Origin of the sequence: Achromobacter sp. (assembly GCF_050285585.1) — a bacterium.
In the GTDB taxonomy this organism is placed as follows: domain Bacteria; phylum Pseudomonadota; class Gammaproteobacteria; order Burkholderiales; family Burkholderiaceae_B; genus Achromobacter.
This window is the reverse complement of record NZ_JBLZXF010000004.1, coordinates 36,336-61,089: the sequence shown is the minus strand read 5'-3', so window position 1 is coordinate 61,089 and position 24,754 is coordinate 36,336. Positions and strand designations below refer to the sequence as shown.

25 protein-coding genes are annotated in these 24,754 nt (G+C 66.9%); 11 read left to right on the top strand and 14 right to left on the bottom strand.

The window, feature by feature from the left end; all coding sequences use genetic code 11:
• Nucleotides 1–324: 324 nt before the first annotated feature.
• Nucleotides 325–1,437 carry a porin gene (locus ACN6PJ_RS07830; protein ID WP_427995314.1) on the top strand — a complete coding sequence of 371 codons (1,113 nt, stop codon included), beginning with the start codon at nucleotides 325–327 and terminating at the stop codon, nucleotides 1,435–1,437.
• A gap of 190 nt (nucleotides 1,438–1,627) precedes the next feature.
• Here the strand turns inward: ACN6PJ_RS07830 and ilvA are convergent, their stop codons facing one another.
• A complete protein-coding gene (gene ilvA / locus ACN6PJ_RS07825) occupies nucleotides 1,628–3,136 on the bottom strand; it encodes a threonine ammonia-lyase, biosynthetic (RefSeq protein ID WP_427995313.1) in 1,509 nt (502 codons plus the stop codon).
• A gap of 147 nt (nucleotides 3,137–3,283) precedes the next feature.
• Here ilvA and ACN6PJ_RS07820 point away from each other — a divergent pair, with 147 nt between their 5' ends.
• From ACN6PJ_RS07820 to ACN6PJ_RS07805, 4 genes are all read left to right on the top strand, one after another.
• Nucleotides 3,284–3,820 carry a YqaA family protein gene (locus ACN6PJ_RS07820; protein ID WP_427995312.1) on the top strand — a complete coding sequence of 179 codons (537 nt, stop codon included), beginning with the start codon at nucleotides 3,284–3,286 and terminating at the stop codon, nucleotides 3,818–3,820.
• Nucleotides 3,821–3,950: 130 nt separating this feature from the next.
• Nucleotides 3,951–7,910: a DUF3683 domain-containing protein gene (locus tag ACN6PJ_RS07815; protein WP_427995311.1), complete on the top strand. Its 3,960-nt coding sequence runs from the start codon at nucleotides 3,951–3,953 to the stop codon at nucleotides 7,908–7,910.
• A 227-nt stretch (nucleotides 7,911–8,137) separates the two neighbouring features.
• Nucleotides 8,138–8,581 (top strand): Hsp20/alpha crystallin family protein, encoded by a 444-nt coding sequence (locus ACN6PJ_RS07810; RefSeq protein WP_277756762.1) that lies wholly within the window; start codon nucleotides 8,138–8,140, stop codon nucleotides 8,579–8,581.
• Between the two features lie 37 nt (nucleotides 8,582–8,618).
• Nucleotides 8,619–9,014: an Hsp20/alpha crystallin family protein gene (locus ACN6PJ_RS07805; RefSeq protein ID WP_277756763.1), complete on the top strand. Its 396-nt coding sequence runs from the start codon at nucleotides 8,619–8,621 to the stop codon at nucleotides 9,012–9,014.
• A gap of 69 nt (nucleotides 9,015–9,083) precedes the next feature.
• Here ACN6PJ_RS07805 and ACN6PJ_RS07800 read toward each other — a convergent pair whose 3' ends face one another.
• Nucleotides 9,084–10,052: a Bug family tripartite tricarboxylate transporter substrate binding protein gene (locus ACN6PJ_RS07800; RefSeq protein WP_427995310.1), complete on the bottom strand. Its 969-nt coding sequence runs from the start codon at nucleotides 10,050–10,052 to the stop codon at nucleotides 9,084–9,086.
• Between the two features lie 156 nt (nucleotides 10,053–10,208).
• A complete protein-coding gene (locus tag ACN6PJ_RS07795; RefSeq protein WP_427995309.1) occupies nucleotides 10,209–10,928 on the bottom strand; it encodes a YggS family pyridoxal phosphate-dependent enzyme in 720 nt (239 codons plus the stop codon).
• Nucleotides 10,929–11,128: 200 nt separating this feature from the next.
• Between ACN6PJ_RS07795 and ACN6PJ_RS07790 the strand changes: the two genes are divergently transcribed.
• Nucleotides 11,129–12,370, top strand: a complete 1,242-nt coding sequence (locus ACN6PJ_RS07790) for a PLP-dependent aminotransferase family protein (protein ID WP_427995308.1) — start codon at nucleotides 11,129–11,131, stop codon at nucleotides 12,368–12,370.
• A 170-nt stretch (nucleotides 12,371–12,540) separates the two neighbouring features.
• The gene (locus ACN6PJ_RS07785) at nucleotides 12,541–13,557 is read left to right on the top strand and encodes an amino acid ABC transporter substrate-binding protein (protein WP_427995307.1); all 1,017 of its coding nucleotides are present in this window, start codon (nucleotides 12,541–12,543) and stop codon (nucleotides 13,555–13,557) included.
• A 61-nt stretch (nucleotides 13,558–13,618) separates the two neighbouring features.
• On the opposite strand, the gene ACN6PJ_RS07780 is transcribed toward ACN6PJ_RS07785, so the two are convergent.
• The 3 genes from ACN6PJ_RS07780 to dprA form a co-directional block, all read right to left on the bottom strand.
• Complete coding sequence (locus tag ACN6PJ_RS07780) at nucleotides 13,619–14,098, bottom strand: hypothetical protein (RefSeq protein WP_427995306.1); 480 nt, start codon at nucleotides 14,096–14,098, stop codon at nucleotides 13,619–13,621.
• Between the two features lie 56 nt (nucleotides 14,099–14,154).
• Nucleotides 14,155–15,063, bottom strand: a complete 909-nt coding sequence (locus ACN6PJ_RS07775) for a hydroxymethylglutaryl-CoA lyase (protein WP_427995305.1) — start codon at nucleotides 15,061–15,063, stop codon at nucleotides 14,155–14,157.
• A 69-nt stretch (nucleotides 15,064–15,132) separates the two neighbouring features.
• Nucleotides 15,133–16,242 carry a DNA-processing protein DprA gene (dprA, locus tag ACN6PJ_RS07770; protein ID WP_427995304.1) on the bottom strand — a complete coding sequence of 370 codons (1,110 nt, stop codon included), beginning with the start codon at nucleotides 16,240–16,242 and terminating at the stop codon, nucleotides 15,133–15,135.
• Between the two features lie 218 nt (nucleotides 16,243–16,460).
• Here dprA and def point away from each other — a divergent pair, with 218 nt between their 5' ends.
• The gene (gene def / locus ACN6PJ_RS07765; RefSeq protein WP_427995303.1) at nucleotides 16,461–16,967 is read left to right on the top strand and encodes a peptide deformylase; all 507 of its coding nucleotides are present in this window, start codon (nucleotides 16,461–16,463) and stop codon (nucleotides 16,965–16,967) included.
• A gap of 151 nt (nucleotides 16,968–17,118) precedes the next feature.
• Nucleotides 17,119–18,060, top strand: coding sequence for a methionyl-tRNA formyltransferase (gene fmt, locus ACN6PJ_RS07760; protein WP_427995302.1), 942 nt, complete (start codon nucleotides 17,119–17,121; stop codon nucleotides 18,058–18,060).
• A gap of 35 nt (nucleotides 18,061–18,095) precedes the next feature.
• Here fmt and ACN6PJ_RS07755 read toward each other — a convergent pair whose 3' ends face one another.
• From ACN6PJ_RS07755 to ACN6PJ_RS07735, 5 genes are read right to left on the bottom strand one after another with little or no spacing between them, the layout of a single operon-like run.
• Nucleotides 18,096–18,611, bottom strand: a complete 516-nt coding sequence (locus ACN6PJ_RS07755) for a class IV adenylate cyclase (protein ID WP_427995301.1) — start codon at nucleotides 18,609–18,611, stop codon at nucleotides 18,096–18,098.
• A gap of 13 nt (nucleotides 18,612–18,624) precedes the next feature.
• Nucleotides 18,625–19,251: a pyridoxamine 5'-phosphate oxidase family protein gene (locus ACN6PJ_RS07750; RefSeq protein WP_427995300.1), complete on the bottom strand. Its 627-nt coding sequence runs from the start codon at nucleotides 19,249–19,251 to the stop codon at nucleotides 18,625–18,627.
• Nucleotides 19,252–19,268: 17 nt separating this feature from the next.
• On the bottom strand, nucleotides 19,269–19,895 hold the full coding sequence (locus ACN6PJ_RS07745) for an HAD hydrolase-like protein (protein ID WP_427995299.1): 627 nt from the start codon (nucleotides 19,893–19,895) through the stop codon (nucleotides 19,269–19,271).
• 32 nt (nucleotides 19,896–19,927) lie between these two features.
• Nucleotides 19,928–20,494, bottom strand: a complete 567-nt coding sequence (locus tag ACN6PJ_RS07740; protein ID WP_427995298.1) for a hypothetical protein — start codon at nucleotides 20,492–20,494, stop codon at nucleotides 19,928–19,930.
• 35 nt (nucleotides 20,495–20,529) lie between these two features.
• Nucleotides 20,530–21,117: a TIGR00730 family Rossman fold protein gene (locus ACN6PJ_RS07735; protein WP_427995297.1), complete on the bottom strand. Its 588-nt coding sequence runs from the start codon at nucleotides 21,115–21,117 to the stop codon at nucleotides 20,530–20,532.
• A gap of 255 nt (nucleotides 21,118–21,372) precedes the next feature.
• On the opposite strand from ACN6PJ_RS07735, the gene ACN6PJ_RS07730 reads away from it, so the two are divergent.
• Complete coding sequence (locus ACN6PJ_RS07730; protein ID WP_427995296.1) at nucleotides 21,373–21,933, top strand: ferritin-like domain-containing protein; 561 nt, start codon at nucleotides 21,373–21,375, stop codon at nucleotides 21,931–21,933.
• Here ACN6PJ_RS07730 and ACN6PJ_RS07725 read toward each other — a convergent pair.
• Nucleotides 21,930–22,334 carry a winged helix-turn-helix transcriptional regulator gene (locus ACN6PJ_RS07725; RefSeq protein ID WP_427995295.1) on the bottom strand — a complete coding sequence of 135 codons (405 nt, stop codon included), beginning with the start codon at nucleotides 22,332–22,334 and terminating at the stop codon, nucleotides 21,930–21,932. The two genes, ACN6PJ_RS07730 and ACN6PJ_RS07725, sit on opposite strands and share 4 nt — an antisense overlap.
• An 82-nt stretch (nucleotides 22,335–22,416) precedes the next feature.
• Between ACN6PJ_RS07725 and ACN6PJ_RS07720 the strand changes: the two genes are divergently transcribed.
• Nucleotides 22,417–22,734, top strand: coding sequence for a DMT family transporter (locus tag ACN6PJ_RS07720; RefSeq protein WP_427995294.1), 318 nt, complete (start codon nucleotides 22,417–22,419; stop codon nucleotides 22,732–22,734).
• A gap of 37 nt (nucleotides 22,735–22,771) precedes the next feature.
• On the opposite strand, the gene rimO is transcribed toward ACN6PJ_RS07720, so the two are convergent.
• Both rimO and ACN6PJ_RS07710 read right to left on the bottom strand, forming a co-directional pair.
• A complete protein-coding gene (gene rimO / locus ACN6PJ_RS07715; RefSeq protein ID WP_427995532.1) occupies nucleotides 22,772–24,109 on the bottom strand; it encodes a 30S ribosomal protein S12 methylthiotransferase RimO in 1,338 nt (445 codons plus the stop codon).
• A 179-nt stretch (nucleotides 24,110–24,288) separates the two neighbouring features.
• Entirely contained in the window at nucleotides 24,289–24,546 is a 258-nt protein-coding gene (locus tag ACN6PJ_RS07710; RefSeq protein WP_427995293.1) for a helix-turn-helix domain-containing protein, read from the bottom strand.
• Nucleotides 24,547–24,754: the final 208 nt, after the last annotated feature.

Here is a 24,754-nt window from a genome sequence, read left to right as displayed (position 1 = left end):
GGGCGAACTCCGCAACAACTCTTGTTGGGCTAAAGCGCGGGGCAGAGAATGTCTGCGAAGGAGATAGGGATATTGCGAGCAATGATTCATATTTGATATCAATGCGTTAGCGCAGGTTTCCAAAAACGGCGGGAGGTCCGCGACGGGCCATTATCCCAACCATGGAAAGTAGTTCTTCGAAATCCGGGTTACTTCGAATTGGCGCTGGCCGGACACTAGCTTCAGTGCATGCGCCGCTTGCTTGTTGGCTGCGGCACGCAAATTCCGGCCGTTTGCGTGGCGGGTTTGCGGTTTGCCTTTTATCTCGCCATTTTGGGGACTCCTATGAAGAAGACGCTATTGGCCGCCGCGCTGCTGGCCGGCTTTGCCGGTGCCGCGCAGGCTGCCGACTCCGTGACGCTGTACGGCCTGATCGACGCCGGCGTCGGTTACGAGAAAGTGAAGTTCGACGGCAATTCGCAAAGCCGCTTCGGCGGCGTGCAGGGCGTGAGCAGCGGCTCGCGCTTCGGCTTGCGCGGCACCGAAGACCTGGGCGACGGCCTGCGCGCCGTGTTCACGCTGGAAGGCGGCTTCGGTCCCATGAACGGCAAGTCCCTCCAAAGCAACCGCCTATGGGGCCGCCAAGCCACCGTGGGCCTGGACAGCGATTCCTGGGGCCGCCTGGAATTCGGCCGCCAGACGAACCTGGCTTCGAAGTACTTCGGTTCGATCGACCCGTTCTCGATCAGCTACAACACCGCCAACATGGGTACCACGTTCGGCAGCGCGAACACGATGCGCCTGGATAACATGGTCCTGTACCAGACCCCCGTCATGGGCGGCTTCAAGCTGGGCGTGGGCTACTCGTTCAGCGCCGATGATACGGTCAGCGACAGCTCGCAGACCGGCTTCGAAACCGGCAACAACAACCGCGTGCTGACCGCGGGCGTGCAGTACGTCAACGGCCCGCTGAACCTGGCCGCAGCGTATGACCGCTTCAATCCGTCCAACGGCCAGACCGGGGGCAAGTCCGAAGCGCGCATCCAGGAATACATTGTCGGCGGTTCGTATGACTTCGAAGTCGTGAAGGTTGCTGCCGCTTTCGGCCAGACCCGCGACGGCTGGTTCATCGGCCAGAACATGGGCACCACGCCCGACGGCATGCAGAACTTCGGTTCGTTCAAGCTGGCCGATGGCTTCCGCGCCAATTCGTACATGATCGGCGCCACCGTGCCGCTGGGCCGCCACGCGATCTTCGGGTCGTGGCAGCGCGCTACCGCGAGCAACGACAAGCTGACCGGCGACGACGCGACGTTCAACGTCTACAGCCTGGGCTACACGTACGATTTCACGAAGCGCACCAACCTGTACGCGTATGCCTCCTATGGCGACAATTACGCGTTCCAGCGCGATGCGACCGACACCGCCGTCGCCGTCGGCATTCGCCACCGTTTCTAAGCGATAGGGCGTCCGGCAAGACCTTGCTGAATGCGCGGCCCATCTCCGTGGGCCGCCGAGTGACAGCGAACCCCCCCACTGGTTGCCGCCGGATGCGTCTAGAGCAGGGAAGGGAAGGGCCTCCGCAAGGAGGCCCTCTCGTTTTCCGGCTCTTGGCGGGGCGGCGCGGGGCCGCCTTTGCGCCGAGGCGCTATAGAAACAGCTTGTACGCCGGGTTGTCGGTCTCGTTCCAGTGCGGGTAGCCCAGTTCCGCCACGAAATTGCGGAACTGCTTCTTGTCGGCGGGCGGCACCTGGATGCCGATCAGGATGCGGCCGTAGTCCGCGCCCTGGTTGCGGTAGTGGAACAGGCTGATGTTCCAGTCCGGATTCATCGCGTTGAGGAAGCGCATCAGCGCGCCCGGGCGCTCCGGAAACTCGAAGCGGTACAGCAGCTCGTTGCGCGCCAGCGCCGAGTGCCCGCCCACCATATGGCGCAAGTGGGTCTTGGCCATTTCATCATGGGTGAGATCCAGCGTATCGAAGCCATGGCGGCGGAAGTTCGCCGCAATCCTGTCGGGCTCGGACGCCGACGAGACCTGGACGCCGACGAAAACGTGCGCGCGGTCGGAGTCCGAAATGCGGTAGTTGAATTCGGTGACGCTGCGCTCGCCCACCAGTTCGCAGAAGCGGCGGAAGCTGCCGCGCTGTTCCGGCATGGTGACGGCGAAGATGGCCTCGCGCATCTCGCCGACCTCGGCCCGCTCGGACACGAAGCGCAGGCGGTCGAAATTCATGTTGGCGCCGCAGGCGATGGCGACCAGGGTCTTGCCCTTCAGGCTGTGCTCGGCCGCGTATTGCTTGGCGCCTGCGACCGCCATCGCGCCCGCGGGCTCCAGCACGCTGCGCGTATCCTGGAACACGTCCTTGATGGCCGCGCAGATGGCGTCGGTGTTGACCACCACGAAATCGTCGACGTACTGGCGCGTCAGCTTGAAGGTTTCGGCGCCCACCATCTTGACCGCCGTGCCGTCCGAAAACAGCCCGACGTCGTTCAGCTGCACGCGGCGGCCGGCGCGCACGCTGCGCAGCATGGCGTCGGAGTCTTCCGTCTGCACGCCGATGATCTTGATCTCGGGACGCAGCTGTTTGATATAGGCCGCCACGCCGGCAATCAGGCCGCCGCCGCCGATGGCCACGAAGATGGCATCGATCGGCCCGGGATGCTGGCGCAGGATCTCCATGCCCACCGTGCCCTGGCCGGCGATGACGTCCGGATCGTCGAAGGGATGGACGAAGGTCAGCTTTTCCTTCTTTTCCAGGATCTGCGCGTGTGCGTAGGCGTCGGAAAAACTCTCGCCCGCCAGCACCACCTCGCCGCCCAGGCGGCGCACCGCGTCGATCTTCACTTGCGGACTGGTGGTGGGCATGACGATGACGGCGCGGCAACCCAGCCGGCTGGCCGCCAGCGCGACGCCCTGGGCGTGGTTGCCCGCCGAGGCCGCGATGACTCCGCGGTTGCGCGCCGCGGGGCTCAGGTTGGCCATCTTGTTGTACGCCCCGCGCAGCTTGAAGCTGAACACGGCCTGGGTATCTTCGCGCTTGAGCAGGATCGTGTTCGATATCCGCTGGGACAGCAGGGGCGCCGTTTCCAGCGGCGATTCGACCGCGACGTCATAAACCTTGGAAGTCAGGATGCGTTTCAGATAATCGGTGGACATGGACTGCGCGTGGCGTCGAGAGTGGGAAAGTGGGGGAGATTATTACAGGGAAATCCGCGCCGCCCGCCAGGTTTCTCCGGCTTTTTCGCGGACTGGACGGCGCTGGGCGAGGGGAAGGGGCGCGCGCGCGGCTACACTCGGCCCACTATGGAAGAAAGTCTGTTATCCGCCGTCAACTGGATGCTGGGCGTGCTGGCGCTGCCTTCGGTCGGCCTGTCCGCGATTTTCGCGGTCTCGCTCGTGTCCGCGACACTGCTGCCGATGGGATCCGAGCCCGCGGTGTTCGGCTACGTGAAGCTGGCGCCGGACATGTTCTGGCCGGCCATCCTGGTGGCCACCCTGGGCAACACGGCGGGCGGGGCCATCAGCTACGCCATGGGCCTGGGCGCCGAGCGGGCCGTGCAGCGGTGGAAGGAAAAGCACCCCCATCCGCATCCGGACGCGACCGAGGGCGGCCGCATGCGCGGGCGCTGGAACGAGCGGGCCCACGACTGGATCCACCGCATGGGGCCGCCGGCCCTGCTGCTGTCCTGGCTGCCCGCGGTGGGCGACCCGCTGTGCGCGGTGGCGGGATGGCTGAGGCTATCCTTCTGGCCTTGCGTGGCCTACATGGCCATCGGCAAATTCCTGCGCTATCTGGCCATGACGGCCAGTCTGCTGTGGTTCTTCCCGGGGCAGATCTAGCTTCTGTCCGGATTAAATTGGGGACGGATAAATCCGGTTTCCCCGCGGTTTCGGGCGCGTCCCTGGGGGTATTCGGGGGCAGACTCGACCAATGGCATAAAATAGTTTTTTACGGGCCCCCCTTGCAGCCATGAACGCCCCACTCGCTAGCCACATCTTGAACGGGGCGATGCCGCCCGCAACACCCGCGCGCCTGCGTGAAATTCCCTACAACTACACGTCGTTCTCCGATCGCGAGATCGTCGGCCGGTTGCTAGGCGACGATGCCTGGAGCCTGTTGACCGACCTGCGCGGCGAACGCCGGACGGGGCGTTCCGCCCGCATGCTCTACGAGGTGCTGGGCGATATCTGGGTGGTGCGCCGCAACCCGTACCTGCAGGACGACCTGCTCGACAATCCCAAGCGCCGCAAGCAGCTCATCGAGGCCCTGCATCACCGCCTGGCCGAGATCGACCGCCGCCGCGAACCGGACGTGCCGGCCGAAGCCGGCCACGATCCGCACCGCGACGAAAAGGTCGTCGGCCTGCTGGCGCGGGCGCGTTCGGCCATCGCGGCCTTCGAAGGCGAATTCGACCAGACCGCCATGATGCGCAAGCAGGCGCAGAAGGCGCTGGGCCGCATCACGGCCCGCGACAACATCAAGTTCGACGGCCTGTCGCGCGTCTCGCACGTCACCGACGCTACCGACTGGCGGGTGGAATATCCCTTCGTGGTATTGACGCCCGACTCGGAAGACGAGGTCGCGGCGCTGGTCACGGCCTGCATCGAACTGGGCCTGACCATCATCCCGCGCGGCGGCGGCACCGGCTATACCGGCGGCGCCATTCCGCTGACCTGGAAGTCGGCGGTCATCAACACCGAGAAATTCGACCGGCTGGGCCAGGTCGAGTCCTGTATCCTGCCCGGCCTGAGCGAGCCCGTGGCGGTTATCCACGCCGGCGCCGGCGTGGTGACCAAGCGGGTATCCGAGGCGGCCGAGGCGGCGGGCTTCGTATTCGCGGTCGATCCGACCTCCGCCGAAGCCTCTTGCGTGGGCGGCAATATCGCCATGAACGCGGGCGGCAAGAAGGCCGTGCTGTGGGGCACCGCGCTGGACAACCTGGCCTGGTGGCGCATGGTCGACCCGAACGGCAACTGGCTCGAAGTGAGCCGCCTGGACCACAACATGGGCAAGATCCATGACGTGGAGGTGGCCCGTTTCGAGCTCAAGTGGTTCGACGGCCGCGGCAAGCCGGGCGAGCGCCTGCTCAAGACCGAGACGCTCGAGATCCAGGGCCGCGTGTTCCGCAAGGAAGGCCTGGGCAAGGACGTCACCGACAAGTTCCTGGCGGGCCTGCCGGGCATCCAGAAGGAAGGCTGCGACGGCCTGATCACGTCGGCGCGCTGGGTGCTGCACCGCATGCCGCGCCACACGCGCACGGTCTGCATGGAGTTCTTCGGGCAGGCGCGCGACGCCATCCCGTCGATCGTCGAGGTCAAGGGCTACCTGGACGGCGAGGGCCGCGAGCGCGGCGCCATCCTGGCCGGCCTGGAGCACCTGGACGAACGCTATCTGCGCGCCGTGGGCTACGCCACCAAGAGCAAGCGCGGCGTGCTGCCCAAGATGGTCCTGATCGGCGATATCGTCGGCGACGACGAAGACGCGGTCGCCGCGGCGGCCAGCGAGGTCGTGCGCCTGGCCAATACCCGCCACGGCGAAGGCTTCGTGGCCGTCAGCCCCGAGGCCCGCAAGAAGTTCTGGCTGGACCGTTCGCGCACCGCCGCCATCGCCCGCCACACCAACGCCTTCAAGATCAACGAAGACGTGGTGATCCCGCTGCCCCGCATGGGCGAATACACGGATCACATCGAACGCATCAACATCGAGCTCTCGACCCGCAACAAGCTCAAGCTGCTGGGCGCGCTGGACGCGTACCTGTGCACGCCGCTGCCGGTCGGCAAGATCGACGACGCCGACATCGAAACCACCCGCGCCGAAGTGCTGGCCGAACGCACGCGCCAGGCGCTGGAACTGCTCGCCGGCGCCAGGAAGCGCTGGCAGTGGCTGCTGGACAACCTGGACCTGCCGCTGCTGCAGGCGCTGCCCGAGTTGCACGGGCTGGGCCTGGGCGACCTGCAGGCCGCGTTGTCGGACCGCCTGGCGGTCCAGCCCGAGGCGCGCATTTTCGACGTCGTGCAGGACCGCACGATCCGCATATCCTGGAAAACCGAAGTGCTGGCCGGCCTGCAGCGCGCGTTCTCGGGCGCGGCCTACAAGAAGATCGTCGACGAGCTGGTCGCCATCCATGGCCGGGTGCTCAAGAGCCGCGTGTTCGTCGCGCTGCACATGCACGCCGGCGACGGCAACGTGCACACCAACATCCCGGTCAACTCGGACGATTACGAGATGCTGCAGGAGGCCCACCAGGCCGTCGAGCGCATCATGCAGATCGCCCGCGACCTCGACGGCGTGATCTCCGGCGAGCACGGCATCGGCCTGACCAAGTACGAGTTCCTGACCGAAGCTGAGCTGGCGCCGTTCCAGGAGTACAAGCGCCGCGTGGACCCCAAGGGCCACTTCAACGCCGGCAAGCTCATGCCCGGCGCCGACCTGCGCCATGCCTGGACGCCCAGCTTCAACCTGATGGGCCACGAATCGCTGATCATGCAGCAAAGCGATATCGGCGCCATCTCGGAATCCATCAAGGATTGCCTGCGCTGCGGGAAATGCAAGCCCGTGTGCGCCACCCACGTGCCGCGCGCGAACCTGCTGTACTCGCCGCGCAACAAGATCCTGGCCACCTCGCTGCTGGTGGAGGCCTTCCTGTACGAAGAGCAGACCCGCCGCGGCGTCAGCCTGAAGCACTGGGAAGAGTTCGAGGACGTGGCTGACCACTGCACGGTCTGCCACAAGTGCTACAACCCCTGTCCGGTCGACATCGATTTCGGCGACGTGTCCATGAACATGCGCGCCGTGCTGCGCCGCATGGGCCGCAAGTCGTTCAACCCCGGCACGGCCAGCGCCATGTTCTTCCTGAACGCGAAGGATCCGGCCACCATCAACGCCACCCGCAAGGCGATGGTGGGCGTGGGCTACAAGGTGCAGCGCGCTGCCCACGACCTGCTGTCGGGCCTGGTGAAGAAGCAGACGGCGGCGCCTCCGGCCACGGTGGGCAAGCCCCCGATGCGCGAGCAGATCGTGCACTTCGTGAACAAGAAGATGCCGGGCGGGCTGCCCAAGCAGGCGGCGCGCAAGCTGCTGGACATCGAAGACGCGAACTACGTGCCCATCATCCGCGATCCGAAGGCCACCACGGCCGATACGGAGGCCGTGTTCTACTTCCCGGGCTGCGGCTCGGAGCGGCTGTTCTCGCAAGTGGGCCTGGCCACGCAGGCCATGCTGTGGCATGCCGGCGTGCAGACCGTGCTGCCGCCGGGCTACCTGTGCTGCGGCTATCCCCAGCGCGGCAACGGCATGACGGACAAGGCCGAGCAGATCATCACCGACAACCGGGTGCTGTTCCACCGGGTCGCCAACACGCTGAACTACCTGGACATCAAGACGGTGGTGGTCAGCTGCGGCACCTGCTACGACCAGCTCGCGGGCTACGAGTTCGAGAAGATCTTCCCCGGCTGCCGCTTGATCGACATCCATGAGTACCTGCTCGAAAAGGGCATCAAGCTCGAAGGCGCGAAGGGCGTGCGCTACATGTACCACGACCCCTGCCACACGCCCATGAAGCTGCAGGAGCCGATGAAGACGGTGCGCGCCCTGGTGGGCGACGGCGCCGTCAAGAGCGACCGCTGCTGCGGCGAATCGGGCACGCTGGCCGTCAGCCGCCCGGACATTTCCACGCAGGTGCGCTTCCGCAAGCAGGAAGAGCTGCTCAAGGGCGACGCCGCGCTGCGCAGCGATGGCTTCACGGGCGACGTGAAGGTGCTGACCTCGTGCCCGTCGTGCCTGCAAGGCCTGTCGCGCTACGAGGGCGACACCGGCATGGACGCGGACTACATCGTGGTCGAAATGGCGCGCCACATCCTGGGCGAAAGCTGGATGGAGGACTACGTCCGCCGCGCCAACGCGGGCGGCATCGAACGCGTGCTGGTGTAGCCGGCATCCGACTCGGAACGAAAATCGCAGCCGTCTCCGGCTGCGATTTTTTTTGCATTGCCGCGGCCGCGCCCGGCAAGCCAGGCACCCATTTTTCCCGGATTCCGGGCCTCTTGAAGCTGGCGAAACCGCTCCCATACTGGGAATTGAAGAGACCAGACCTGCGGTCGCGGCTCTGGCGATTGCGTTGTGTCTCGACTTGTCCCTTTTTCATTCGGGAGTCCAACATGACCAGCTTTCCATTCAGCGACAACGGCTTTGCCACGGCGTTCGACGCCATCCAGGAGCATATGGACCGCGTGCTGCGAGGCGTCGGCGTTCCAGCCGCCTTGCGCGCCACGCCCCAGGCGCATTTTCCGCCGGTCAACGTGGGCGTGTCCGGCGACTCGATCGAGGTCGTCGCGTTCGTGCCGGGCGTGGAGCCCGACACGCTGAACGTGTCGATCGAAAAGCGCCTGCTCACGATCAGCGGCGAACGCCAGGCCCCGCAACTGCCGGACAATGCGCGCTACTACGCGCGGGAACGGTTCGAAGGCCGCTATACGCGTGTGGTCGAACTGCCCGCGGATGCCGATCCCGACAACGTGCAGGCGCGCTACGCCGACGGCTGCCTGGCCATTTCCATCAAGCGCAAGGAAGCGTCCAAGCCGCGTCTGGTGACCGTGCAGTGACGTGATCTTCCCCCCTACGCACCAAGGAGTACCGATCATGAATGAACAGAAAGATCTGACCGTGCCCGCGCAGGAAGCCGCTTCCGACAAGCGCGACACTCGCGGCGTCACCACCCCGGCCGTGGATATATTCGAGGACCCGCAAGGCATCAGTCTGATCGCCGACTTGCCCGGCGTGTCCAAGGAACGGCTGCGCATCAATGTGGAATCCGACGTCCTGCTGATCGAGGGCGAGGCCGCCGTGTCCGCGCCCGCCGGCCTGCGGCTGGTGCACGGCGAGTTGCGCGCGCCGCTGTTCCGGCGCTCATTCAGGCTGGGGCAGGAGTTCGACCGCGGGGAAATCAGCGCCAGCCTCAAGCAGGGCGTGCTGACGTTGCGCATTCCGCGCGTGCGCGAGGCGCAACCGCGCCAGATTCCCGTCCAGGCGGGCTGAGGCGCCGGCGCCAAAGAAAAAGCCGCGGCCATTGCGGGCCGCGGCTTTTTCACGTTCCGGCGCCCGCGCTCATTCCAGCTTGATGCCGGCCTTCTTGATGACTTCCGCCCAGGCGCTGCGCTCCTGGTCGGCGTAGGCCTTGAACTCCGTGGCCGGCATCGGCATGGGGATGACGCCCATGTCCAGGATCTTTTGCGACACGGCCGGACTCTTGAGCGTGGCTTCCAGGTCGGCCGACAGCTTCTTGACCACGTTTTCCGGCAGTCCGGCCGGGCCCACCAGGCCTTGCCAGGCGTAGGCGGTGAAATTGGCGATGCCTTGCTCGGCCATCGTCGGGGTGTCCGGCAGCACCGACAGGCGCTCGGGCGTGGCCGCAGCCAGCACGCGCAGCTTGCCGGCCTTCACGTTGGGCAGGCCCGAGGCGAGGTCGATGAACATCAGATCGACCTGGCCGCCCAGCAGGTCCTGGATGGCGGGCGCGGCGCCCTTGTACGGCACGTGCAGCACGTTGGCGCCCGTGCGCTGCTTGAAGAGCTCCAACGCCAGGTGGTGGGGCGAGCCCGCGCCGGCGGAAGCCGCCGTCAGCTTGCCCGGCTCCTTCTTGGCGGCCGCGAGCACCTCGTCCACGGTCTTGTACGGCGAGTTGACGTTCACGGCCAGCAGCAGCGGGAACTTGGCGATGCCGCCGATGTAGGTGAACTTGGCCGGATCGTAGGACAGCTTGGCGTACAGCGACGAGTTGAAGGCCAGGGTGCCGGAGTCGGCCGTGCCGACGACGTAGCCGGAGGGCTCCGCCTGCGCGATGGCGGTGGCGCCGATGATGGTGCCGGCGCCGGGGCGGTTCTCGACCACGATGGTCTGGCCCAGCGCCTTTTCCAGGCCGCTCGCCACCGTGCGCGCCACCACGTCGGTGCCGCCGCCGGCGGGGTAGGGAACGATCCAGCGGACCGGCTGGGTGGGCCAGGATTGGGCGGAGGCCGCGCCGGCGGCCAGGGACAGGGCGGCTAGCGCCAGCAGGCGCTTCATGGGTTTGTGCATGGGGTGTCTCCTCGTGCGGAATGTCGAAAGCGCGGCGTTGCGTCCTTGATCGTCGTCAAGTTCGCGCCGCTTTTTTCTTGCGCCGCCATTATGCCTTGCGCCCACGCAAAAGGGCCCGGAAACCGGGCGCTTTCTTCTTGCCGTCCGCGTCCGGGACTACTGCGGATCGGGATAGGCGCGCGCGCCGAACACGGCCGTGCCGATGCGCACCTCCGTCGAGCCTTCCTCGATCGCAAGCTCGAAATCCCCGCTCATGCCCATGGACAGGCGCTCCAGGGATACGCCGGGGATATTCTCCTGGCGCAGCCGGTCCCGCAGCTCGCGCAGGGCGCGGAAGCAGGCGCGCACTTCCTCCGGATCCGGGGAGTTCACGGCCAGCGTCATCAGCCCCTGCACGCGCAAGGTCGGGAAGTCGGCCGCGATGCGGCGCAGGAAGGCGGGCACGTCCTCGGGAGCCATGCCGTACTTGCTGGGTTCGGACGAGGTTTTCACCTGGACCAGCACGTCCAGGCTGCGGCCCTCGGCGGCCAGGCGGCGGTGCAGGGCCTCGGCCAGCTCCGCGCGGTCCAGCGATTGCACCTCGGCCGCGTCGCGCGCGGCATCCTTGGCCTTGTTGGTCTGCAGGTGGCCGATCAGCACCCATTGCAGGCCCTGGCCAGCCAGGGCGGCGGCCTTCTGGCGGATTTCCTGCGTCTTGTTTTCGCCGAACCGGGTCAGCCCCAGCGCCATGGCCTCGCGGATGGCCTCGACGCCGAAAGTCTTGCTGACGGGCAGCAGCGTCACGCTTTCCGGGGCGCGGCCGGCGCGCGCGCAGGCGCGCGCGATGCGTTGCTGGATCTGGGCAAGGCGCCCGGCCATGGTGTCTACGGCGGTCATGCAGCTCTCTTGCGGAAATGGGATGTCCCATAGTGTAGGACTGCGCAGGATCGTTTCGCCACACAGCCCGGTCCGGCCGTTGACCCTGTGCAAAGGCCAGGCTTAGAATTTGAAGGGATTTGTTTATATTTCAATGTTCTAAGCGGTCCGGCGCCGCCCTTGCGGGCGACACGGTTCTCCACCTTCCCTGTCCCCCCGCCATGTCCAGCGCAGCGCCCGATTACGCTTTTGCCACGCCTTTCGCCCATCCCCCCGCCTCGCCCATCCGATCGCTGATGCCCTATGCCATGCGGCCGGGCACCATTTCGCTGGCGGGCGGATATCCCGCCCAGGAACTGTTCGACATCGAAGGCCTGACGGTCGCGTCGACCCAGGTCATGGCGCGGCTGGGAGCATGCCTGCAGTATTCCAACATCGATGGGCAGGCCAGCCTGCGCCATGAGCTGGCGCGGCTGTCCGCCGAACGCGGCCTTGCCTGCAACGCCGACACCGAACTGGCCGTGACCGGCGGTTCCCAGCAGGCGATGGCCCTCCTGAGCCGAGTCATGCTGCAACCCGGCGACCACGCCATCATCGAATCGCCCGCGTTTCCCAATTCCGTGCAGGCCCTGCGCTACACCGGAGCCACGGTGCACACGGTGCAGTCGGGGCCCGAGGGCATCGACGTGGACGCGCTGGACGAGCTTGCCGCGCGGGTCAAGCCGAAGATCGTGTGCGTCGTCGCTTCTTTCTCCAATCCCTGCGGCGCCACGCTCACGCGCCAGCGCCGCCTGCGGCTGCTGGAGCTCGCGGTCAAGCACCGCTTCCTGATCGTCGAGGACGATCCCTATAGCGAGCTGCGCTTCGCCGGCACCGCGGTGCCGCCCATCGCCGCCCTGGCCGAAGGCGAGGCCCGCCATTGGGCGGTGTATCTGGCAAGCATGTCCAAGACCATGGCGCCGGCGCTGCGCATCGGCTGGCTGGTCGCCCCGCCCGAGATCCGGCGCCGCTGCGTCGGCGCCAAGGCGGCCGACGACATGGCTTCGTCCGCGTGGATCCAGGAAGTCGTGGCCCAGTACCTGGCCAACGGCCGCTACGCCGAGCACGTGCCGCGCATCCGCGCCGCCTACGGCCAGCGCTGCGACGCGATGGCCGAGGCGCTCGCCCGCGAACTCGACGGCCGGGTCACCTTCAGCAAGCCCGAGGGCGGCATGTTCTTCTGGGCACGCCTGACGGGCGAGGCGGATGCCACCCGCCTGCTGCCTTATGCCATCGAGAACGAAGTGGTCTATGTGCCGGGCAAGGCGTTCTACGCAGACCCGGCGCAGGCCGACCTGCATGCCATGCGCATGTCGTTCGCCACCATGAACGAAAGCCAGATCGCGCTGGGCATGCAGCGGCTGGCCCGCGCGCTGGACGCCTGCGAGGCCAACGAACCGGTGTCGATCTCGCTGGCGGCTTGACGGCGCGCATCCGCTGCCCGCCAGCGGATTGCTATCCTTGCGCCTGCGTCCCGGCCCGGCCGGGCGCGCATACCTAAATGAGCGCTTGTTATTTGGCGAGGGCGCTTCATGTCTATAAGCTTCTTGCCTCGGCGCGTCCCCGCGTCCGGCAGAAGAACAGGAAACAGGTCATGAACATTGCAAAAGGGTTGATGGGCGCGGCGCTCTTGGTGGCGGCGGCGCAAGGCGCGCAAGCGGCGACGCTGGACGTGGTGCGCCAGCGGGGCGCGGTGGCTTGCGGCACGACGACGGGGTTCGCCGGCTTTTCCGCGCCCGATGCCCAGGGCAAGTGGCAGGGGCTGGACGTGGACCTCTGCCGAGCCATCGCGGCGGCCGTCTTCGGCGATGCCGACAAGATCAAGGTCGTGCCGCTGAATTCGCAACAGCGCTTCACCGCGCTGCAATCCGGCGAAGTGGACGTGCTGACGCGCAACACCACGGTGACGCAGCAGCGCGACACCGCGCTGGGCATCATCCACGCCGGCATCAATTTCTACGACGGCCAGGGCTTCCTGGTGCCGAAGTCGCTGGGCGTGAAAAGCGCCAAGGAGATCAACGGCGCCACCATCTGCCTGCAGACCGGCACGTCCAACGAAAACACGCTGGCCGACTGGGCGCGCGCCAACAACGTGAGCTACAAACCGGTCGTGATCGAAACCTTCAACGAGGTGGTCAACGCCTTTGCGGCGGGCCGGTGCGACGTCTTCAGCACGGACGCGTCGGGCCTGGCCTCTATCCGCATCTCCAAGTTGCAGAATCCCGACGATTACGTGGTGCTGCCCGAGATCATCTCCAAGGAACCGCTGGGCCCCTTCGTGCGCCAGGGCGACGACGCCTGGCTGAACATCGTGCGCTGGTCGCTGTCCGCCATGATCGAGGCCGAAGAGTACGGCGTGTCGTCCAAGAACGTGGACGAGCAGGCCAAGAGCGCCAACCCCAACATCAAGCGCATCCTGGGCGTCATCCCCGGCAGCGGCGCCAACCTGGGGCTGGACGAGAAATGGGCCTACAACATCGTCAAGCAGGTGGGCAACTACGGCGAGAGCTTCGAGCGCAACGTTGGCCAGGGCAGCCCCCTGAAGATCCAGCGCGGCCTGAATGCGCAATGGACCCAGGGCGGCCTGATGTACGCCTTACCGATCCGGTGATTCCGCGCGCCCGGCGCCCACGCGGGGCGGCATCGCCCGTCGAGCCGCCTCGCGGGGGGTGTCAGGCATGGGAAGATTTGTAGAGTTCCGCGATCTTCACGAACGCCGCGCGCAACTCCCGCGTGCCGCCCTGGAAGATCATCGGGCGCCCGCGATGCGTGAACACGACCAGGCGCTTTGAAAACAGCATGGGCACGAAGCGCGCATAGCGCACGTCTTCCCAGGCGACTTCGCGGCGGGTGAACCAGGTCTGGCGCAGGCCGCGTTCGTCGATGGTGGTGATGGACGTCTGCATGTGCCAGGACACGAACAGCAGGCCCACGAAGCACAGCACGACCGCCGCGATAAGCAGGGTATCGAAGGGTTGGGAGGGCGCGCGGATGGCGGTGGTTACCACCTGCACGCCCAGAATCGCCAGGATGATCCAGGTCAGGATGCGCACCCAGTCCGGCCACGCCTGGCCCGACAAGGGCAGCGGACCGATGGCGCGCAGCAGCGCCGCGCGGTCCTCGGGGGCGGGTGTGCCGGCGGGAGCGCTCACTGGGCTACCTTCACGCTGCGCATGCCGGTATTCGCTATTGGGGCGGCCCGGCGAGCTCATGCGGCCCGTTTGGCGGCGATGGCGTTGCCGGCCCGACTGGAACCCTTGCGGTTCAAGTGGGACGACATCCATTGCCCAATGTCGACCACGGCGTCGAAATCCACGCCGGTGTCGATATCCAGGCCGCGCAACATGTACAGCACGTCTTCGGTGGCGACGTTGCCGGTGGCGCCCTTGGCATAGGGGCAGCCTCCCAGGCCGGCCACGGAGGTGTGGAAGATGGAAATGCCCGACTCCAGCGCCGCCAGGATGTTGGCCAGGGCCTGGCCGTAAGTGTCGTGGAAGTGGCCGGATACGCGCGCCGGATCCACCGCGCGCGTGACCGCCGCCATCACCTCGCGCACGCGCTTGGGCGTGCCCACGCCGATGGTGTCGGCCACGTCGATTTCGTCGACCTGCATCGCCAGATAGCGCTGCGCCACGTCCACCACCGCCTCGACCGGGACCTCGCCCTGGTACGGGCAGCCCAGCGCGCAGCTGATGCTGCCGCGCACGCGGATGCCGGCCTCGCGGGCGGCCTGCACGACGGGTTCGAAACGCGCGATGGATTCCGCGATGGAACAGTTGATGTTCTTTTGGGAGAAGGCCTCGCTGGCGGCGCCGAAAATCACGATCTCGTCGGCGCCGGCCGCAAGCGCTCCCTCGAAGCCCTTCATGTTGGGCGTGAGCACGGAATAGATCGTGCCGGGGCGGCGCTGGATGCGGGCCATGACGTCCGCGCCGTCGGCCATTTGCGGCACCCATTTGGGCGATACGAACGACGCGGCCTCGACGTTAGGGAAGCCGGCGGCGCTCAGCCGGTCGACCAGTTCCACCTTGACGTCGGTAGGCACGAATTCCTTTTCGTTCTGAAGGCCATCGCGAGGCGACACCTCGACGATCTTCACGCGGGAGGGCAAAGCCATGTCTCTTCCTGTTTCGGGATGGGATGACCGGCGCCGCAAGGCTGCGGCGCTATCGCCCAATATTAGCGCCTACTCAAGACGCTGGTATCGGCCGTCGTCCAGGCGGGCGATCCGGCCCTGGAGTTCCAGTTCCACCAACTGCGCCTGCAGGTCGCTGGTGGCCAGCCCGCAGCGGGCCTGTATGGCATCCTGGTGCAGCGGGTCGAAGCCCAGCGCCTCGAGCACGGGATGGGAGGGCAGCGGGGCCCTGGCGGCCTGGACGCGCGGGGCGGGCACCGGGCCGCCGCCGAGTTCGTCGGTGATGTCGCTGGCGGTTTCCACCAGCTTCGCGCCCTGGCGGATCAGCGCATGGCATCCGCGGGACAGGGGCGAGTGGATCGAGCCCGGGATGGCGAAGACTTCGCGCCCGCTTTCGCCGGCCAGCCGGGCGGTGATGAGCGATCCGCTCTGGCGGGCCGCCTCCACCACCAGCACGCCGCGCGCCAGCCCCGCCACGATGCGGTTGCGCCGGGGAAAATGCTGGGGCTGCGCGCCGGTGCCCAGGGGCAGTTCGGATACCAGCGCCCCGTGCGCCGCGATGCGGTGCGCCAGTTCGCGGTGCTTGGCGGGATAGACGCGGTCGACGCCCGTGCCCATGACCGCCACCGTGCCCGCGCCGTCCGGCCCGGCTTCCAGCGCGCCTTCGTGGGCGGCGCCATCGATGCCCAGGGCCAAGCCGCTGGCCACCCGCCAGCCATGGGCGGCCAGGTGGCGGGCGAACGCGCGGGCGTTTTCGCGGCCGCCGGGCGTGGCGTTGCGCGCGCCCACCACCGCCAGCGTGGGCCCTTGCAGAAAGGCCGGGTCGCCGGCGACATAGAGCAGGATCGGAGGATCCGCGATCGTGAGCAGGCTTTGGGGGTAGGTCGGATCCGCGAGGGTCAGGATGTGCCGGCCCGGCTCGGCGGCCCATTCCAGCGCGCCTTCGACCTGGGCAGCCATGTCGGCGGGCATCGGCGCGGCCAATTGGCGGGCAAGCGCCTCGGGCAGATGCCGCGCCAGCGCCGTGGCGCGCTGCGCATAGATCTGCTCCGGCAGGCCGAGCGCGCTCAGCAGCGTGCAGGCCGTGGCCGGGCCGACGTTCGGCTCAAGGGAGAGCCGCAGCCAGGCGGCCAGTTCTGGGGGGGATTGCGTAAGCGGCATGTCGCAGGCGCGGGAGCGTCGGTGGGTGGTGCGAGAGTGTCGCATGCCGGCCGGCAGGCGGCGCCTCGGGGCGGACGGAATTGCGGCGCCAAGCGCCCGCGCAATAATAAGGGACGCAGCAATCCGGCCAATACTGAAATTAGCCGAAAACTATTAGAAATCAAGAATCTAATGAATTAAACTGTTGCTAAGCAACACTACCTGGCAATTCCCCTTCAATGGCTTTACTTCCCATTCTTCGCTACCCGGACCCGCGCCTGCACAAAAAGGCCAAGCCGGTCGCCGAGGTCGATGACCGCATCCGCCAACTGGTGCGCGACATGGCCGAAACCATGTACGACGCGCCCGGCGTGGGCCTGGCCGCGACCCAGGTCGACGTGCACGAACGCGTCGTCGTGATCGACGTGTCCGAGGAAGGCAACCAGCTGCTGGTCCTGATCAATCCCGAGATCACCTGGCGCAGCGACGACTACAAGGTCTACGAAGAAGGGTGCCTCTCCGTGCCCGGCATCTACGACGAGGTCGAACGCGCGTCGCGTATCCGCTGCAAGGCGCTGGACGCCGACGGCAAGCCTTTCGAATTCGAGGCCGATGGCCTGCTGGCGGTGTGCGTGCAACATGAGCTGGACCATCTCGAAGGCAAGGTGTTCGTCCAATACCTCTCCAGCCTGAAGCAGAACCGCATCAAGACCAAGCTGAAGAAGGCCGAGCGCGAAAGGGCGTGACCCACCCCCAACCCGCTTCGCGGCCCCCCTCAAGGGGGGCGGCGCTGGCGGACCGGCGAAGCCGGCTCCGCGGCGCCCCGAATCGGGCAGGGCATCTGCCTGCGCGGAAACGCGATTCTTTGAACCCCTGTCTCATTCTTTGCCAATTCCCATGCGCCTAGTCTTTGCCGGCACGCCGGAATTCGCCCGCATCGCGTTCGACGCCCTGCGGGCCGCCGGCCACGAAATTCCCCTGGTCATGACCCAGCCCGACCGTCCCGCAGGACGGGGCCTGAAGCTGACGCCCAGCCCCGTCAAGCAGGCGGCGCTGGACGCGGGCATCGACGTGGCCCAGCCGCGCAGCCTGCGCCTGGACGGCCGCTATCCGGACGAGGCCGGGCAGGCCCGTGCGCTGCTGGAGCGCGTGGCGCCCGATGTGATGGTGGTCGCCGCCTATGGCCTGATCCTGCCGCAATGGGTGCTGGACCTGCCGCGCTTGGGCTGCCTGAACATTCACGCCAGCCTGTTGCCGCGCTGGCGCGGCGCCGCGCCCATCCAGCGCGCCATCGAGGCCGGCGATGCGCAGACCGGCGTGACCATCATGCAGATGGACCAGGGGCTGGATACCGGCGATATGCTGCTTGAACGCATTGTGCCGATCGCCGCCGACACCAACGCGGCCCAGCTGCATGATGCGCTGGCCCTGGCAGGCGGCGAGGCCATCGTCGAGGCGCTCGACGCCCTGGCGAAGGGCGGGCTGACGCCGCGCAGGCAGCCCGAGGAAGGCGTGACCTACGCCGCCAAGCTCGACAAGGCCGAGGGCGCGCTGGACTGCACCCAGCCGGCCGAGCTGCTGGCGCGCCGCGTGCGGGCATTCAATCCGGTGCCCGGCGCCAGCATCCGCCTGCCGGGCTTGCCCGACCCCGTGAAGGTCTGGCGCGCGCAAGCGCTGGACGAAGCGGCGACGGCCGCGCCCGGCAGCGTGCTGCGCGTCGATGGCGCGGGAATCGATATCGCCTGCGGCCAGGGCGTGCTGCGCCTGCTCGAATTACAGAAGGCGGGCGGCAAGCGCCAGCCCGTGGATGTGTTCGCGCGCGGCTGGCAGCCGGCCTGAATCCAGGCGCCGGCTGGCCCGCCGGGGGAACCGGGTCAGGGCTTGCGGCCCAGGAGATCCACGTAGGCGCCGGACACCAGCTGTTCGGGGGCCACGCCCAGCCCCGCCATCAGGCTGCGGGCCTCTTCCATGCCGGCGTCCGGGGTTTCGCCCTCGCGCAGCACCACTTCCAGCTCCAGGAACTCTCCCAGGCCTTCCACCAGGTCGAGGTGGATGCGGGTGCGTCCGGCCATGTACAGCCGCCGCTGCTTCCTGACCCGCCCCACCGTGCCATAGGCCAATGTGAGCGCTTCGCGCAGGGAGTCGGGCGCATCGGTCCGGGAGATCACGTAGAAGCTCTCCTTCGGCCCCGCCGAGTCGCTGCGGCGATAGAAGATCAGCTCGCCCGTGCCGTCGGCGAAGGCGCGCAGTTTCAGGCGGCCGTTGGCGCAGGCGAAGAAGGTGTCGTCCTGGGCGATGGAGACGGGCTCCTGGCCGGACATGGCGGCCGCCAGCGGTTCAATGGCGGCCAGGCTGTCGACCCTGGCCTTGATCTCGACGTTGCGCGCCATGCGGGACGCCGCCTCAGTACAGCGAGCCGGCCACGCGGGCGGGCAGGTCGCGGTCGTAGGCGACGCCGTCGAAGGTGCCAGCGGTCAGGTCCGACAGTATGCGGCCCACGCTGGGCAGCGCGCTGCGCGGCACTTGGGTGCCCGGGTCCCAGAGCTTCGAGCGCAGCAGGGCGCGCGAACACTGGAAGTACACGGTCTGCACGTCGATGACGAGCACCGAGCGCGGCTGCTTGCCATCCATGTCGAAGCGCGCGAGCAGGGCGGGGTCGACGCTGATGCGGGCCGTGCCATTGACCCGGAGGGTCTCGTTCACGCCGGGCACGAGAAACAGCAGCGCGATGCGCGGATCGGCCAGCACGTTGCGCAGGCTGTCGATGCGATTGTTGCCGCGGCGGTCCGGCAGCAGCAGCGTTTTCTCGTTCTCCACCACGACGAAGCCGGCGGGGTCGCCGCGCGGCGACGCGTCCAGCCCATCGGGCCCGGCAGTTGCCAGGATCGCGAACGGCGCGGCTTCGATGAAGCTTCGGTAGTGCGGATGCACGTGATCCACTTCCTTCTTGATCGAGGCTTCGCCGGGTTCGCCGTATAAGGCGTGCAGCGTGTCGGCGTCGGAAATCAGATGGGCGGGATCTAGGTGCATGGCGATGGGCTCCAGGTTCAGGCCAGGGTGGATGGCAGGTCGGCGACTGTCAGGAACAGCTCGTCGGGGCCGCGTTCGCGCAGCGCCTCGACATGGTTATAGCCCCAGGCGACGGAACCGACGCGCACGCCGGCCTTGCGGGCGGCGTCGATGTCGCGCATTTCGTCGCCCACCAGCAGGAAGCGTTCGGGGGCGGTGCCGTGGTGCTTGAGCAGGCGGTCGATCTTGGCGGACTTGCCGAACAGGTCGGTGCCGCATTCGAAATCGTCGAACAGGGCGGCGGTCTCGGCGCCCAGCACGCGCCGCACGTTTTCGGTGGAATTCGAGCTGACTACGGCCAGGCGCAGGCCGCCGGCCTTGAGCCGGGCGAGCGCGTCGGGGATGCCGTCGAACAGGTGCACGCTGGGATCGATGTCCTGCATGAGCGTGCGCACGTGCGCCATGATCGCCGGCAGTTTCCAGAGGGGGATGCCCAGGAACTTCAGAATCTCGGAGGCCTCGCGATGCCGGAGCTGATCGCGTTCCGCTGCGTCGATCTTGCGGAAACCGTACTTGTCGGCCACCGTGTTCAGGATGGAGTTGAACCAGGGCATGGTGTCCGCCAGGGTTCCGTCGAAGTCAAAAGCGGCGATGTCGTATTTCAAGGGAAGGATCCAATGCGCGGCGGACGCAGGCGTCAGACGCCGTTGGGATGGAGTAGATAGTGCACGACGGGCGCCAGGGCTTCAAGCGGCGGCGCGCCCGCCACGACGCGGGCGGCATTCGTCCAGGGATAGTCCAGCGCCAGCAGCCAGCCGAATACCGCTTCCGCGTCGGCAGCCGGCAGGCTGACCATGGTTTCGATGGTGATGACGAGGCTGGAGGCGAGATAGGGCTCGTCCTGGAATTCCCAGTCGTATCGGCCGCAGCCCACCCGCACGTTGCCGGTGCCCTTTTCGGTCATGCCCACGATCCAGTCGCACTGATAGCCCGGCAGGCGGGCGCCCGGCTCGGGCCGCGACAGATAGAACGTGTAGACGTTCTCGTAGGTCTGGCCGAACTTGCGCACGAGCGTATCGGCGATGGCCGCCAGGCCATGCGATTCGGGCGGGAAGGCGATGGCTTGCGTGCGCAAGGCCATCTTCAGCACCGCGTCCGGCGCGAACGCGCGCGCCATGTAGTGCGGGCGGTTCTCGTCCTTGGCGTGGAAATAGTCGCGCAAGACGGATTCGGTGCTGGAGGGAGGCAATGTATCGATGGACATCGCAAGGGTTTCCGCGTTAAGGGGCTAGGGCCCTGTCAGGCCTTGACCGGATCGAACCATTTCGAGACGTTGGGCGGCTCGTAAATGGCGTAGCGATCCAGCAGCAGGACGGGGTCGTCTTCCACCACCAGCATGTCGCGATGCTGGGGGCGGATGAACTCTTCTTCCACGGCGTGATCCACGAACTGGACCAGCGAATCGTAGTAACCGGCGATATTCAGCAGGCCGCAGGGCTTCTGGTGCATGTTCAATTGTGCCCAGGTCCAGACCTCGAAGAACTCTTCCAGCGTGCCGGCGCCGCCGGGCAGCGCGATGAAGCCGTCGGCCTTCTCCATCATCATGGCCTTGCGCTCGTGCATGTTCTGCACCAGGTGCAGTTCGGTCAGGCCGCGGTGCGCATGCTCTTTCTTCAGAAGCAGTTCCGGGATCACGCCGATCACGCGTCCGCCGCCGGCCAGCACTTCATTGGCCACCACGCCCATGATGCCGACGACCGAACCGCCATACACCAGGCCCAGGTCGCGTCGGACCAGTTCCCTGGCCAGCACGCGGGCCTGTTCCACGTACTCCGGCCTGGAGCCGGGGTTCGAGCCGCAATACACGCAAATATTCTTCAGAGTCATAGTCGTTCGGGTAATGCCTGTCCCCGTTACAGATTGCGTCACGGGTTTTGGGAAGCCCATAGTTTACGCAAGGTTGCGAAGCGGCTTCTGCAGCGCCGGTATCGGGGGCGGAGGCAATGTTTGGACACAGCATGATCCGCCACGATCGGTAGACTGGGTGGTTCGGAACGACAGGAAGCCAGGGAGCATCGGCTTCAGTGTGAACCGGTGCGCCCAATGTCGCAGTGCTTTCACTTGACCAAGAGGAGCCACGATATGGAACAAGCAACCCGTACCCAAGCGCAGGCGAGCCGCCCCTTCGAGATGGACGTGAAGGCGATACGCGCGAAAGCGCGCCAGGACATCGAATCCGGCGCGGTGACCGATACCTATCGCGCGGACCGGCAGACCGTGCTCAAGCTGCTCAACGAAGCGCTGGCCACCGAAATCGTCTGTGTGCTGCGTTACAAGCGCCATTACTTCATGGCGCGCGGGCTGAATGCCGAGCCCGTGGCGGCCGAGTTCGCCGAACACGCCACCCAGGAACAGGAGCACGCCGACCGGCTGTCGGAGCGCATCGTGCAGCTGGGAGGCGAGCCCAATCTCTCGCCCAAGGGCCTGCTGGAGCGCAGCCATTCCGAGTACGTCGAGGGCGGATCGCTGGAAGAAATGATCAAGGAAAACCTGATCGCCGAGCGTATCGCGATCGACAGCTATCGCCAGATGATCGACTACATCGGCGAGCAGGACTCCACCACGCGCCGCCTGCTCGAAGAGATCCTGGCCGTGGAAGAGGAGCACGCGGACGATATGTCGGACTTCCTGGCGAAGCGCTAGGAGCGCCGGGAGGCGCGCGGCGGGGCGGCGGCGGGCGCGTCATGCTGGCGCGCCGCCGCGTCCAGCGCGGCATGGTGGCGTTCCGCCCAGCGGTCCAGCGCAACCAGGACCACGTTCAGGGACCGCCCCAATTCGCTCAGGCGGTACCGCACGTGCGGCGGAACCGTGCCAAGGTCTTCGCGCAGCACTAGGCCGTGGCGCTCCAGTTCCCGGAGCGTTTGCGTCATGACCTTCTGCGAGATCCCATCCAGCCTGCGCAGCAATTCATTGTTGCGCAGGGGGCCGTGCTCGAGCGCGGGCAGGATCAGGGGCACCCATTTGCCGGAGATCAGTTCCAGCGCGCGCCGCGACGGGCAGGCGGCGTCGAAGACGTCTCCGGGGGAGGGCAGGGCGTTTTCCATGGTTACCAAAAGGTGCGTACTTGTCTTCCGGTAACTATAGCTTTTACGCTGGCGCTCTTTCCATTCCCGTCGGGAGGCCGAGATGGCCTGGTTGATTCTGGTCGCCGCGAGCGCGGTGGAGATCGTGATGGCGCTGGCATTGAAGTACGCGGACGGCTGGACGCGGTTCTGGCCCAGCGTGATCGGCATCGCCGCCGCGCTGGGCAGCGTGTTCCTCTTGACGCTGGCGATGAAGCAGCTGCCCGCGGGCACGGCCTACGCCATCTGGACCGGCATCGGGTCCGTGGGCATTACCGTGCTGGGGATCATGCTGTTCGGGGATTCGCCGTCCGTGGCGCGCCTGCTTTGCATCGCCATGATCGTGGGCGGCGTGGCGGGGCTCAAGCTGTTGGAAGCCTGAGCCCCTCGGGCGGCGCGCGCCGCCCATGAGGCCGGATTCAGACCGTATCGGCCCAGAGGTCGTATTCGTCGGAATCGGTGACGCGCGCGCGCACCATGTCGCCCGCCTTCAGGGGCTTGTCCGAGCTGACGTAGACGCAGCCGTCGATTTCGGGGGCATCGCCGCTGCTGCGGCCCACGGCGCCGTCCTCATCCACCTCATCGATCAGCACGTCGATCTCGCGGCCGACCTTCCGTTCGAGGCGGGCGGTCGAGATGGATTGCTGCAGCTCCATGAAGCGTTCCCAGCGTTCCTGCTTGACCTCGTCGGGCACCGGGTTGTCCAGCAGGTTCGCGGGCGCGCCCTCCACCGGGGAATACTGGAAACAGCCCACGCGGTCCAGCTGCGCTTCCTGCATCCAGTCCAGCAGGTACTGGAAGTCTTCCTCGGTTTCGCCGGGGAAGCCCACGATGAAGGTCGAGCGGATCGTCAGGTCCGGACAGATCTCGCGCCAGCGCTTGATGCGGGCGAGGGTCTTGTCTTCGAACGCCGGGCGCTTCATGGCCTTCAGGATGCGCGGGCTGGCGTGCTGGAACGGAATGTCCAGGTAAGGCAGGATCTTGCCTTCGGCCATGAGCGGAATCACTTCGTCCACGTGCGGATACGGATAGACGTAGTGCAGGCGCGTCCACACGCCCATTTCGGACAAGGCCGTACAGAGCTCGGTCATGCGCGTCTTCACCGGACGGCCGTTCCAGAAGCCGCTGCGGTATTTGACGTCCACGCCATAGGCGCTGGTGTCTTGCGAGATCACCAGCAGTTCCTTCACGCCGGCCTTGACCAGGCGCTCGGCCTCATTGAGCACGTCGCCGACCGGGCGGCTGACCAGGTCGCCGCGCATGGACGGGATGATGCAGAAGCTGCAGCGGTGGTTGCAGCCTTCCGAGATCTTCAGGTAGGCGTAGTGGCGCGGCGTGAGCTTCACGCCTTGCGGCGGCACCAGGTCCAGGTAGGGATTGTGGTCCTTCTTGGGCGGCGCGGCGTCGTGCACGGCGCGCACGACCTCTTCGTATTGCTGCGGGCCGGTCACGGCCAGCACGCTGGGATGCACGTTGCGGATCACCGATTCCTCGACGCCCATGCAGCCCGTGACGATGACCTTGCCGTTCTCGGCCAGGGCTTCGCCGATGGCGTCCAGCGATTCCGCCTTGGCGCTGTCGATGAAACCGCAGGTGTTGACGACGACGACGTCCGCGTCGTTGTACTCGGGCGTGACGACGTATCCTTCGGTGCGCAGCTGGGTCAGGATGCGTTCGGAGTCGACCAGGGCCTTGGGACAGCCCAGGGAAACGAACCCCACGCGCGGGGTCCGGCCGTCGGCGTTGGCGGCGGCGATGGTATCGGCCAGGGTGGAGGCGGCGGTGGCGTTCGCGTCAGCGCTGTTGGCCTTGCCGGGGCCCTTGCCAGGCCGGGAGGTTTCGAGGATTTCCAATATCGTTCACCAAAAAATCGCGCGGCAAGCATGCTGCGCGGCGGATGTGTTGTTCGTGTCGGGCGAGGCCGGGGCGGCAGGCCTCAAGATTCGGCGTGCTCGCTGGCGCGCCACGGGGGTAGCTCTCGCAGGGTCTCGGGGTGCAGCATTGCTACTTGCAGCAGGGTCTTCGCCGCGCCCGAGGGGGTGCGCCGTCCCTGCTCCCAATCCTGCAGAGTGCGCACGCTTACTCCCAGCAGTTCAGCGAAATCCGTTTGCGGCAGGCCCACGCGGCTGCGTGCTTCGCTGATATGCGACGCCTGCCACCGCGCGCCGCGCGCCGTCGGGGCAGCATTCTTCATGGCTCTTCAACATTCGGGCGCCGCCTGGGCATGGCCCCCGAGGGTCCGGCCGTCGCGCCGGGATGGCGGCGACGGCGAAGGTCGAATTATACGGCATTGCCGTAGGGCGGCCGGGGGCACGCGGCCGAGGCTCTCCCAGCTTCTCCGCGGCCTTGGCCCGAAAGCCCGGCACGCGAAACAGGTTCGCGCCCGGCTTCGCCGCATGGCG

Excerpts from the sequence above, each read along its gene's own strand:
- ACN6PJ_RS07805 (WP_277756763.1), top strand. The coding sequence starts at position 8,619 with ATGAATGAACAGAAAGATCTGACCGTGCCCGCGCAGGAAGCCGCTTCC.
- fmt (WP_427995302.1), top strand. The coding sequence starts at position 17,119 with ATGCGCCTAGTCTTTGCCGGCACGCCGGAATTCGCCCGCATCGCGTTC.
- ACN6PJ_RS07810 (WP_277756762.1), top strand. The coding sequence starts at position 8,138 with ATGACCAGCTTTCCATTCAGCGACAACGGCTTTGCCACGGCGTTCGAC.
- ACN6PJ_RS07815 (WP_427995311.1), top strand. The coding sequence starts at position 3,951 with ATGAACGCCCCACTCGCTAGCCACATCTTGAACGGGGCGATGCCGCCC.
- ACN6PJ_RS07775 (WP_427995305.1), bottom strand. The coding sequence starts at position 15,063 with ATGGCTTTGCCCTCCCGCGTGAAGATCGTCGAGGTGTCGCCTCGCGAT.
- ACN6PJ_RS07710 (WP_427995293.1), bottom strand. The coding sequence starts at position 24,546 with ATGAAGAATGCTGCCCCGACGGCGCGCGGCGCGCGGTGGCAGGCGTCG.
- dprA (WP_427995304.1), bottom strand. The coding sequence starts at position 16,242 with ATGCCGCTTACGCAATCCCCCCCAGAACTGGCCGCCTGGCTGCGGCTC.
- def (WP_427995303.1), top strand. The coding sequence starts at position 16,461 with ATGGCTTTACTTCCCATTCTTCGCTACCCGGACCCGCGCCTGCACAAA.
- ACN6PJ_RS07720 (WP_427995294.1), top strand. The coding sequence starts at position 22,417 with ATGGCCTGGTTGATTCTGGTCGCCGCGAGCGCGGTGGAGATCGTGATG.
- ACN6PJ_RS07820 (WP_427995312.1), top strand. The coding sequence starts at position 3,284 with ATGGAAGAAAGTCTGTTATCCGCCGTCAACTGGATGCTGGGCGTGCTG.
- ACN6PJ_RS07755 (WP_427995301.1), bottom strand. The coding sequence starts at position 18,611 with ATGGCGCGCAACGTCGAGATCAAGGCCAGGGTCGACAGCCTGGCCGCC.
- ACN6PJ_RS07735 (WP_427995297.1), bottom strand. The coding sequence starts at position 21,117 with ATGACTCTGAAGAATATTTGCGTGTATTGCGGCTCGAACCCCGGCTCC.
- ACN6PJ_RS07750 (WP_427995300.1), bottom strand. The coding sequence starts at position 19,251 with ATGCACCTAGATCCCGCCCATCTGATTTCCGACGCCGACACGCTGCAC.
- ACN6PJ_RS07790 (WP_427995308.1), top strand. The coding sequence starts at position 11,129 with ATGTCCAGCGCAGCGCCCGATTACGCTTTTGCCACGCCTTTCGCCCAT.
- ACN6PJ_RS07795 (WP_427995309.1), bottom strand. The coding sequence starts at position 10,928 with ATGACCGCCGTAGACACCATGGCCGGGCGCCTTGCCCAGATCCAGCAA.
- ilvA (WP_427995313.1), bottom strand. The coding sequence starts at position 3,136 with ATGTCCACCGATTATCTGAAACGCATCCTGACTTCCAAGGTTTATGAC.
- ACN6PJ_RS07785 (WP_427995307.1), top strand. The coding sequence starts at position 12,541 with ATGAACATTGCAAAAGGGTTGATGGGCGCGGCGCTCTTGGTGGCGGCG.
- ACN6PJ_RS07830 (WP_427995314.1), top strand. The coding sequence starts at position 325 with ATGAAGAAGACGCTATTGGCCGCCGCGCTGCTGGCCGGCTTTGCCGGT.
- ACN6PJ_RS07725 (WP_427995295.1), bottom strand. The coding sequence starts at position 22,334 with ATGGAAAACGCCCTGCCCTCCCCCGGAGACGTCTTCGACGCCGCCTGC.
- ACN6PJ_RS07740 (WP_427995298.1), bottom strand. The coding sequence starts at position 20,494 with ATGTCCATCGATACATTGCCTCCCTCCAGCACCGAATCCGTCTTGCGC.
- ACN6PJ_RS07730 (WP_427995296.1), top strand. The coding sequence starts at position 21,373 with ATGGAACAAGCAACCCGTACCCAAGCGCAGGCGAGCCGCCCCTTCGAG.
- ACN6PJ_RS07800 (WP_427995310.1), bottom strand. The coding sequence starts at position 10,052 with ATGCACAAACCCATGAAGCGCCTGCTGGCGCTAGCCGCCCTGTCCCTG.